Below are 10,526 nucleotides of genomic sequence, written 5' to 3'. Positions count from 1 at the left end.
TTTTCATCAAGGCAAAAGTTAATAAATTTTTTAGCAAGACTTTGTTTTTTGCTATTCGCAATCATAACCCAATCGTTTGAAATGACAATTCCCCCTTCTTGGGGAACAACGAAAGAAATATTTTGATTGTATTGGTGAGCCATTTGAATTGTTTTGTATGATGCAAAAGCAAGAGGGACAACGTTGTTGAGAAAAAGAAGCGCGATATTGGTATCGGTGTAAATTTCTACAAATTGTTTTTGTGTTTCAAGAGCTGTTTTAATTTTTGTTAATTCAGCGGAGCCAATTTTTTGTAAATTAATGCCAGAACCAAGTGCTCCAAGGCTGGTAAGCGTTAAGGGTTCATCTGGAACACAAATTTTGATCTCAAGTGGTTGGAATAAATAATTCCAAGAAAGAGGAGTTGGAACGCTTACAACTTCTTTATTAATTCCGATTCCAAAAAAACTCCATGCATACGGGACAGAATTAAATACGAATTCTTTTTTTTGAAAAAAAGTATGCAATTGAGGGTACGTATGGATCTCTTCTTTGTTCATGGTGGTAATTAACTTTTTTTGCATAAGTTGAGGAACAAGGTAGTCCGAAACAAGTGCTAAATCGTACGGAGTGCTTTCATCTGCCATCAAAATACATGCTTCAGCGTCAGTTTCGATATTTTTTGCATTTATTTTGATCCCTGTTTTCTTTGTAAATTCATGTAAAATTTCAGTCGAAATCATCTCGGGAAAAATAATAACATTAAGCGCATCTTTAGCGGGAAAAATAAGCGAGTTTATTTTCGGAAGATACAAAAAAAATAGTAGTATGAGGGTGTAGCTCATAAATATCATGTATTGCAATTTGTTTTTCCAAAAAGCAGAAAATATTTTATTCATTTTTACTGACCACTTTCGGACTCATTCTTTTTAATGATGGTGTACGAGCAATATAATACAATAAAGCTAATAACAATCATTAAAGATGAAACAGCGCTGAGCACTGGTGAGCTTTGAGACCTGAGTCGAGAAAAAATATACAAAGAAAGCGTTTGAATTTCTGGGCCCGTGCAAAAAAAAGAAATAAAAAAATCGTCTAAAGATAACGTGAAAGCCATAAATGAAGCGGTTATTAGCGCTGGTTTTAGAAGAGGAAGAAGAATGTTTTTCGTGGTGTACCAGTAGTTGGCTCCTAGATCAAGTGAGGCTTCGATGAGATCTTTTCCGAGTTCATTAAATTTTGTTCGAATGATGGGAATAACAAAAATTAATCCAATTGCCGTGTGGCCAATAATAAGGCTTACAAATCCGCAGGGAATTTCTAAAAATTTAAAAAGATTAAAAAGAGCCATAGCAAGAACAATATCTGGTGTGAAAATGTTTGGATAAAAAATAGCATCTAAATTTTGTTGACGAGTTTTTATGGTACTTAAAACAAACATTGTGCCAAGTAAAACACTTAAAAAAGTTGATGAGAGCGCAATAAAAAGAGAATTAAAAAGTGCGCTTGAAATTTCGCTCGATGAAAATAACGAGAAGTACCACTTGAAGGTAAATCCGCCCCAACTGGCAGCAAGTGTTGATGCATTGAATGAATGAATGAACAAAGAAATTACGGGAAAATAGATAAAAACATACACCAGGCCAACGAAAAAAGATAAGACATAAAATTGAAGATTTCTATTCATGTTAATATTCCCCTTCTCGTTCTGGAGCAAGGACGTGCATCGTCGGCTTATAATTTTTGATATATCGGATGAGTTTGTAGGTTATGATGCACAGGAGGATAGAGAGTAAAAATGCAGTAATTCCAGCTACGGTAAGTGCTGCGCCTTGTGCATAATTGGATGCGACTAAGTAAGTATTTACGATGTTATTTCCCCATAATGCATAATTCGCTCCACCAAGAATTTCGATAACTGCGTATTCTCCAAAAGTCGGAACCGATACCAATAAAATTCCATTAATTAATCCGCCCTTAGAAAGAGGCAAAATAACTCTGTAAAATGTTTCAAAATTGGTTGCTCCAAGATCAGCAGATGCTTCTAGAAGATTTTTTTTGATACTTGAGAGCGACAAGTAGAGTGGTAAAATCATGAACGGCAGAAAGCAATAGGTAAGACCAACGATGATCACTGGTTTGTTGTTGAGCAGGTGCATACTATCTTTTGTGATATACAACATTTTGAGTAATGAACTAATAAGCCCATTTTTTTGTAACAGAACAAACCATGCGTACACTTGTGTCGCGATATTTGTCCATGATGGCATGATCAAAAGTAATAACAAAAAAAGTTTAAATTGTTTAATGCAAAAAGCGATGTAGTAAGCCACAGGGTATGCAATTACAATACATGCTGCGGTGGTGAGGGCAGAAAATAACAGTGAATTAAGAATTGCCCAGATATGAGTTGTTGTACAAATAGCTTTGTAGTGCGCGAGTGTTAACGTTATTGAGTTTGAAGAAAAGTCTAATAATGAGAAAATAAGAACGATACTTAGGGGAAGGAGCACGAAAAGAGACTGCCACAAGAGAGCAGGGGTAGAAAAAAACGTGAACCATTCAGCTTCAATAATTTTTTTAAATGACATCATTAATGCTCCAGGAGAACGACATCTTCTTTGTAAAAATGCAAGTTTACTTCATCGTCATAATTTAAAATTTCTTCAGGCACGTGGTCTTCGTTTTGCTTAAATACTTTGATGACACAGTTTTCGCTTATTTCAACGTCAAACAGCGTTGCTTGTCCTTGGTACAAAATGTTTTTAATTGTTCCTGTGATAATATTTTCGATATGCGGTAATCGCTTTTTTGTAATTTTGATTTTTTCTGGGCGTAGACTGATGTATGAGTGCGCGCCAGGGACGATCCAATTTCGTTCGTGATGTACATAGACTTTGATTGCTCCAAAATCTGTTGTTTCAAGCTCGTAGCAATGTGCGCCGTCGTCTTTGTGTAAGATTCCATGAATAATGTTGGTTGTTCCCACAAAGTTTGCAACAAAACGTGATGCTGGAAATTCATAAATATTTTTTGGTGTGCTGAGTTGCTCAACTCGACCTCTGACGTTTAAGATCGCCATGCGGTCGGCGACAGTAAGCGCTTCGCGCTGATCGTGTGTAATGTATACAAATGTCATACCGAGTTTTTCTTGTAAATCGATTAGTTCGATTAACATTTGCTCTTTGAGTCGTTGATCAAGCGCCGCAAGAGGTTCATCAAGCAGAAGGACTTCTGGTTCGGCAACAATTGAGCGCGCGAGTGCAACGCGTTGTTGTTGCCCGCCCGAAAGTTGCCCAATCATCTTTTGGTCGTGTCCGCTCAGGCAAACGGTTTTAAGTATTTTTAAGACTTTATCCTCGATTTCATCTTCAGATGTTCTGCGAACGCGCAATGGATAGGCAACGTTTTCAAAAACCGAAAGATGTGGAAACAGGGCATAGCTCTGAAAAACGGTGTTGATTTTCCGTTCGTGAATAGGGGTGGAGGTAATATTTTTTTTTCCAAGGAAAATGTTCCCGGAATTTACTGTTTCAAGTCCTGCGATAAGCCGTAAAATGGTTGTTTTGCCACACCCGCTTGGTCCAGCAAGGGCAAAAAATTGTCCTTGTGGAATTTCCAGGCTGAGGTTATCGATTACCAATTCTGAACCATAATATTTTGTTACATGTTCAAGTTTTAAGCCGCTCATCAGTCCTCAAAAACCTTTCTGATTAGTGTTTGCAATCGTGTTCACACGCCTTTGTGTCAAATGCGTTTGCGCAAAAAATAGGCACAATGACGTCGGATATTATACATGGAATTACCACCGATACGAGAAGAACTATAAAAATAATTCCCATGCCGTGCTTAAGATCGGCAAATCCATGGCTTAACAAGTACAAAAACGACGCAAGGGCGCTGATAAATGAGTGAGAGAAATGAGAGACCATCGCGCTTGACATCAGGTCGTCACAATTTTTTTTGTGGCTCAACAAGAGTCCGTTAACGATTCCGGCGATCAAGAATGGTAAAATGGAGGTCAAATGATGTTTAAAGCAAAGGTGCAGGGTTACATTTAGGCCAAAAAATTGACTTCCCCAGTATGGTAAAAAGACGTCAGAGAGGGTACAGAAAACCGCAGGAACAATCGCGCCCAGGGAAAGAGAGCCCCAAAAGCTGTTTGAATATTTACGAAATGCCAACACAACTGATGATGAGGCAAATAAAATATGAATAAAATGCAGTGTGTGAAAGAGGGTGTTTGCACTTTTTGCGCAAGCGGCAACGTCTGGGACGTTAAAAAGCATCAAGCAGACAACAAAAAGACTTGCTGCAACAGCCAAAATTCCATAGGGAACATGGCATAAAAGCTCAGATTTGAGCAGTTCAATTACCGACGTTTTAATATTTTGGGATTTTTCTGAAGAATTCATCGCAGGCTCCAAGATTGTTTTTTACGTTTTTTTACATTTAGAAAAGCAGTATTGGCAAATAAGTCAAATTTTATCACTTTTGCCCAGAAAATTGTTGATTATTCTAAACCATTTTAAATTGATAGAATAAAATTCATGCGTAATATTTTTATAAGGTTATTTTTCTATGAAACGTTGTTTTTTGTTATTTTTGGCTCTTTTTTCTTCTGTGCAGTCTGCTGCAGGTTCATTAGATTGGACTGCTGATTTTGTCTTTCGGCATGCAACGGGTATTCAGCTACGGGACTGGAAAGTAAAAGAAAATTGGAAAACGGTTTTTTTGCCACAGGCTGGTATTTCTGTTCTTGAGGGCCTGGTGTTAAAAAAAACTGATCTTTCAAGAGAAATTGTTGGTAGTGATAAGGATTTTAATACAAAAACAACTATCGCACTCTTTTTTTGCGTTAAATTATTATATCACGTTGTCCCCGTTTTCATGAGAGGCGGTTCTCTTGCGGATGGTTGTAAATCATTCTTTCAGAGCGGGCAATTTGCGTTGTGCTGTTTGCTTCTTTCGCAGATGATTCCTGGGGAAGGAAAGATCCCCAAAAAAGATGAGCGCGTTCGTATTGCGGTGCTTGTTGCTGGATTGGCGACAATTATTTGGCGAGCGTACGCTATTCAACGCGTTTTAACCAGATTGGATGAGGAAATAAAAACATTAAACAAAGAGTTACATTTACCCTTAAAACACCGATCATACGTATTTGACGGGTCTGATCGGGATCAAGATTTGGTTCTTGTTCCTCGACTTGAGCTTCAGTCGCTTTTTCATGGATGGTTTAATTTTTGGACGACCAGAGAATGTTATAAGAGGCATTTTGAAGAAGAAGTTTGTAAGTATGGTTTGTTGAATTGGTTATTGGATTATGAGAATTATAAGACTAGAGTTTTGAACGAAAATTTCTTTGAGCCTTTGAGTCGTATTTACTTAGAGGGTAAAGGGGCGGCTCTTTTACTCAGATCGCTTACTTCCTTATTTTTTACCGTTGTTTCAAAAATTACTGGTTCGCCTGCTATTTTTAAGCAAAAATTTATAAGAAGAGATCTTTTTGATCTGCTTTCTTGGGACTTGCAAGAACAAATTACGTTATTGAATGAACAGGATTTATTAATAAATGCGCATAATTTGTTTGGCGGATATTATTCTCAGGGGTTGGTTGATTATACGCAGGAATGGTATTATCAAGATAATCCAAAAGAAATTAATTCTTGCGCAAGATATTTTGCTGTAAACAGAGATGGTTCATATTCACCAGAAATTAAAACATTATCGAATAAAGAGCTGCTTGCACGGTTCAGAGATGGAGAAATTAAATATAAGGGCACAGTTGATCGAAGATATTGGAATACATTTTTTGATGTTGCGGGTTCATTTGTAAATATTAGTGATATTAACCCAAATGAGAATTACAACGTTATGGAGCAGTCACTACGAGCGTTTTTGGCATTTGCTGATGGGTATGACGCTCGTATGCGGAATACCGCACGGGTCTTTGCTCGAAAAGTTCTTCAGGTTAAGCCAAAAAGTTATTTAGCACACAAGACATTAAGTGTTGTTTCTCGCTTGGAAGCCCAAGAACCGGTTGCGGCGACTCCCGCTTTATAAGTATTGGCTCAGAATGATTAATCGATATTTTGTATTATTTTTAGCTTTTTTTTCTTCCGTGCTGTCTGCGGCTGGTTCAACAAAAGATTCGTTGCAAATAACAGCATACGCAAAAAATGCGGTGGAGTTTTGGGGGGGTTTTGCCACTGGAATTCAATCTGCTGATTGGAATCGCGAAAATACAAAAAAGATTTTTGCACCGATGGTTGGCCTTTCGATCCTCGAATCTTTATTGCTTCAACGATTGAATTTGGGTCGAAATATTGTTGGAGATCATCGTGATTTTAATACAAAAACTACGATCGCTTTGCTTTTTGCTTCTCGCATGATGTATCACGTGTTGCCATCGATTTTGGGTAAGCGAGGTTTTTTGCATGGGGTAAAATCGTTTGCGCAGGGCGGGCAGTTGGCGGTTGTCGCAGCGATGATGATGTTGCACTACCCAGATAATTCAGTAAAAAAAGCATTTTTGGCAATGGTTTTCTTGAGTCTTATGGCTTGGCAGTTCTATGAAGTCTATCAAGTTCACCAGCAGGTTAAAAAAGAGCTTTCAGTGCTGAAAAAAGCAGATAAAATATATCTGCAATTTCGCCCAAACGCAGAGCACGATGTAAAACTTCCTGCGTATTGCACTCAAAATGTATTATTACTTTGCGGAATGGGTGCCTCTATGAATGGGATAGCAAAGTCGACTTCAGAGTATTTTAGAAAAGAAGTTAGAAATCCAGATGAACCAAGATATCATTTTTTAAGGCAGAACAATGACATTCTTTTGCCGGGTGCTTTTTTTGCATCTGGGATTGATCGACTCATGTTTAATAGCATGGAGTCTTTTTTTAAATTGTTATTTATTCCTTTAGGACTTGTATCTTACTTTGCAACATCGATATACAAAATATATCGTTTTCACAAAAGCGGGCAATTTCAAATAAATCGCGCTTTTGAAAAGCTGCCAAAGGTATTTCAACCCGTCAAAGATGTTTTTTGTAAATATGAGGATTTTAGTTGGGGGTGGGATAAAAATCTAATGTTTTTCCCGGTTACAGGATTTATACCCAAACATCTTTTTGATCAACTTTCTTCTGGGTTGCGTCAAAAAATAGATCAACTTAATCATCATGATTTGTTATTAAAAGCATACAATTTGTTTGGAGGTGCTGAATGTGCGTACGATCTTTTTCGGTATACGCATCAACTTTGGGACGATGGTCCAGGACGTTTAGACAACCCTGTTGCTGCTCGTAAGCGGCAATTAAATTATATTCGACGAATGATTATTATTCCGCCTAATGTTATTAATGATCAACTGCAGGCAGCGCAGAATTTGATTAATCAACTTACGCCTCAACAATTGTTTAATTTAGCAGAGCAGGATCCGGATTTCTTAGGTCTGGGTGTTTGTAATTTTGGAACAAGAGGACTTAGAGAAATTGATGGGTATAAACAAGAAAATAATGGAGCAAGTCCGTGGAACTTCATGGAATATAGTTTGCAGCAATTTTTGGCTTTTAATCATGAATATCCTTTGACGGTTCGTCAGCGTGCGCGTGCGATGGCGCGAGAAATCATGAGAGACTATCGACCGCGAAGTTTTATTGCGCAACAAACGCTTGCGGCGACTGCCGACTTGGAAGCGCAAGAAGCACAGGTTTAAATTTTAGAACGATCCAGAGAATGAAAGATGCCAGTTGTAGGTGTTTTCTTCGGGAAAGCTTACGTTCAGTTTCCAGCCAACATCAAATTTTACAATTCCCAGGGGTGTATACAACTTTGTACCAAACCCAACTGTTCGGTAGGTGTCTTTGAGTAGTTGATTGATTGACGATTGCGAGAGAGCACCGCGATCATAAAAAAAGTGTAATTCTGCATTCTTGAGAATTAAAAATTTAATTTCAGTGTTGAGCTGGAGCATGCTGGTGCCCCCTTGTACGGTGTATCCCGTCTGTCCATTACTCATGACATACGTTCCAATCGGCGGGACTGTGTCTTTTGAATAGCCTCTCAGTGAATTTGTGCCACCAAGAAAAAATCTATCTTCGGGATGAATGTTGGAAAACGCAGAATCGGTAAAAATGTGGCCAGCGCGTAAAGTTAGCCGCATACCGATGTGTGTACCAAAGTTTTTGGCAAAAAGTTGTTTAAATTGGCAGCGAATCGCCGGAGAATTGCCATACGAGATGATAGGAAATGCGACTTTGCATTTTGCGATAGTTACCGAGCCTTCGCTCATTGGCTTGAGTTCATCAAGAGCTATTTTTTTGTAGGTTGGTTTGACATACACCGACAGTAAATTTTTATCCAAGAGATTATTGTTAAAGTTAAGATTTCCATGCAGCTGGGTGAGTCTTGAACTCTCTATGCCAGCTTTCCACCCAAATTGAGGCTCATACAAAATTGGTGGCGGGGTTGTTATGATTTTAAATTCAACTTTATGCTCATGAAGAGCTTTTTTTTGTTCGGTGAGGTTGAGAAGATAGTGATGCATTTTGCTGCGCAGCAAAAATGAATTGATTTGGTTTTCTCCCAAAAGATCGGGGATTCGATAGCCAAGGCAAATATGTTGATCTCGCCTATCGGCCTGACAGGCAATCGTGATAATATCAGCACGATTTGTTGGGTTTTTAATTAAATAAGTGCCAGCGATTTTAGAAGAATATTTTCGCTCAGTGAGCAACTCCTCGTTTGAAAGAAAAACACCAAATTTAAATCGAATTTCATATGGATCATCATCTAGAATCTGAGCGATGATATGTTTGGGATTTTTTGGATCGGTGATTTGGTTTGGAGAGAGTTTGATGTGTTCAAAGATTTCTAAACTGTGGAGTTGATTTCGTGCGGCGATAATTTTTTGCTGTTCCCAAACGCTTCCTTCTTTGATGTTGCAATTTTTAAGAATTTGCTTGAAGGGAAGTTTTGTAAATCCTTGCACGACAAGTTTTCCGCAGATCGATTGTTCTCCTGGATTGATCGTACAAACAGCTACAATGCCTTCGTCAGTATTTTCGTTAGAGATTGAGTTTTGGAGAGAGCAGTCTACCGTTGCATGCCAAAAACCAGCTTGGTATAAATCATTTAAAATCGTTATCCGTAAGTTAGAAATGACTTCTGGATCAAATGGGATATCTTTGAGTGTCTCTTCGATTTTTTTCTTGTGTTTAAAAATTGCTGGATCAGTGTTTATAACTTTTATTTCTTTGAGTATTCGTTGAGTTCCCGGCCTTACGATAATTTCTAGATTACAATGTCGCGGTTGTTCGTGATTAAAAATCATTCGAGTGTTAGTGATTTCAAAATCCCAGTATCCCCGTCGTTGAGCTAGAGAGTTAATTTTTTTGAGCGTATTTTTTATAAACGATGTTGAGCAGAGGGTTTTTTGTGTTGATGTGATTAGAGGCAGATAAAAGGGTTTAGCATCAATCGTTTTTATTCTTAGATCAGAAGATTTTATTTGGGGACCTTCGGCTATTGAGATTTTGAATAAATCAGATGTTTCATGAAATTTAATTTGAGGCTTCCAGCATCCTTTTGATTGATACAATAATTTTAGTTGATGTTTAGCTATCGATTCTTGCAGTACCCCCTTGGTTGAAATGTGAGAGCTTAATGAGTCGAAAATTTCTTTTGCAGAACAGATTTTGTTTCCATAAAGAGCTATTTTTTTTGACTCAATTGTTCCCGTGATTACGATATGAGCAGCATTTTTTTTATGATTAAATGAAACATGGGCAGTCACTGTTGTTTTTAAAAACCCAAGATCAAAAAGAACTTTTTTAATTCTCAGATTCCAAGATTTAATGGTTGGTTGATTGTATTGATATTTTTTTATAAGCGGGTTGAGAAGGTTTGAAAGTTTAGCGGCAATAACCCCCTGAAAAGCTTTTTGTTGCATTGGATTGAGAGGGAAAATGGATTTAAAATCTACTTTATTTATGTAATAACGCGGGCCTGGTTGAATATAAATATTTATGATGCAGGTGTGTGTTTTTTCATCGATGTTGATAGAATCAGAAATTGTTCCTTTGAGGTATCCATCAAACAGTAGTCGATTTTTGAGAGCATCAAGAGATTGCTTGTGCACTTCTGGTGAAAAAATTTCTCCCGGTTGAATTGTGTACAGTGCTTCATAAAAATGCCTCAAACTCATAGAGGAATGAATACGAATTTTTCTGAGGATTATTGCAGGTTCGATCGTGCATGTTAGGGTTACCCCTCCAGCAGTAGGAGTTGTTTTAAGAGAAATACTTTTGAAGCGTTTTTTTGCTTTTAAAATCTCGCGTGCATTTTCGATTTTTTCTTCTGAGATAATACTTCCCACGTTAAAATCTGTTAAATAGCAAAACTCATCTAATGAAATCGTATTTTTTGCATTCAAAACGATCGAATCTATTTTTTGTGAAAAATAACATGTGGTTGAAGAAATAAAAAAAATAAAAAGTAGGAAGAAAGGTATTTTTTTCAACAATACTCAACAATGTTTAAAATCA

Annotated in this window: 8 protein-coding genes; 2 read left to right on the top strand and 6 right to left on the bottom strand. The window is 37.5% G+C overall.

Annotated features, from left to right (window positions below):
• From FJ366_01940 to FJ366_01920, 5 genes are all read right to left on the bottom strand, one after another.
• Positions 1–878 (bottom strand): extracellular solute-binding protein (locus tag FJ366_01940; protein ID MBM3894334.1); only part of this gene is annotated, 878 nt, incomplete at its 3' end.
• A 2-nt stretch (positions 879–880) separates the two neighbouring features.
• Positions 881–1,666, bottom strand: a complete 786-nt coding sequence (locus FJ366_01935) for an ABC transporter permease (protein ID MBM3894333.1) — start codon at positions 1,664–1,666, stop codon at positions 881–883.
• A 1-nt stretch (position 1,667) separates the two neighbouring features.
• Positions 1,668–2,573 carry an ABC transporter permease gene (locus FJ366_01930; GenBank protein MBM3894332.1) on the bottom strand — a complete coding sequence of 302 codons (906 nt, stop codon included), beginning with the start codon at positions 2,571–2,573 and terminating at the stop codon, positions 1,668–1,670.
• Positions 2,573–3,670, bottom strand: a complete 1,098-nt coding sequence (locus FJ366_01925) for an ABC transporter ATP-binding protein (GenBank protein MBM3894331.1) — start codon at positions 3,668–3,670, stop codon at positions 2,573–2,575. Before FJ366_01925 ends, FJ366_01930 begins: the two co-directional genes overlap by 1 nt.
• A gap of 22 nt (positions 3,671–3,692) precedes the next feature.
• Entirely contained in the window at positions 3,693–4,394 is a 702-nt protein-coding gene (locus FJ366_01920; protein ID MBM3894330.1) for a hypothetical protein, read from the bottom strand.
• 166 nt (positions 4,395–4,560) lie between these two features.
• On the opposite strand from FJ366_01920, the gene FJ366_01915 reads away from it, so the two are divergent.
• Positions 4,561–6,042 carry a hypothetical protein gene (locus tag FJ366_01915; protein ID MBM3894329.1) on the top strand — a complete coding sequence of 494 codons (1,482 nt, stop codon included), beginning with the start codon at positions 4,561–4,563 and terminating at the stop codon, positions 6,040–6,042.
• A 13-nt stretch (positions 6,043–6,055) separates the two neighbouring features.
• A complete protein-coding gene (locus tag FJ366_01910; GenBank protein MBM3894328.1) occupies positions 6,056–7,696 on the top strand; it encodes a hypothetical protein in 1,641 nt (546 codons plus the stop codon).
• 3 nt (positions 7,697–7,699) lie between these two features.
• Here the strand turns inward: FJ366_01910 and FJ366_01905 are convergent, their stop codons facing one another.
• On the bottom strand, positions 7,700–10,414 hold the full coding sequence (locus tag FJ366_01905) for a hypothetical protein (protein MBM3894327.1): 2,715 nt from the start codon (positions 10,412–10,414) through the stop codon (positions 7,700–7,702).
• Between the last annotated feature and the right edge of the window lie 112 nt (positions 10,415–10,526).

It is taken from the genome of Candidatus Dependentiae bacterium (genome assembly GCA_016871815.1).
Lineage (GTDB): Bacteria > Babelota > Babeliae > Babelales.
Note: the sequence above shows the minus strand (reverse complement) of the source record. Positions and strands in the feature narration are given on the sequence as shown.

Excerpts from the sequence above, each read along its gene's own strand:
- FJ366_01930 (MBM3894332.1), bottom strand. The coding sequence starts at position 2,573 with ATGATGTCATTTAAAAAAATTATTGAAGCTGAATGGTTCACGTTTTTT.
- FJ366_01935 (MBM3894333.1), bottom strand. The coding sequence starts at position 1,666 with ATGAATAGAAATCTTCAATTTTATGTCTTATCTTTTTTCGTTGGCCTG.
- FJ366_01920 (MBM3894330.1), bottom strand. The coding sequence starts at position 4,394 with ATGAATTCTTCAGAAAAATCCCAAAATATTAAAACGTCGGTAATTGAA.
- FJ366_01915 (MBM3894329.1), top strand. The coding sequence starts at position 4,561 with ATGAAACGTTGTTTTTTGTTATTTTTGGCTCTTTTTTCTTCTGTGCAG.
- FJ366_01925 (MBM3894331.1), bottom strand. The coding sequence starts at position 3,670 with ATGAGCGGCTTAAAACTTGAACATGTAACAAAATATTATGGTTCAGAA.
- FJ366_01910 (MBM3894328.1), top strand. The coding sequence starts at position 6,056 with ATGATTAATCGATATTTTGTATTATTTTTAGCTTTTTTTTCTTCCGTG.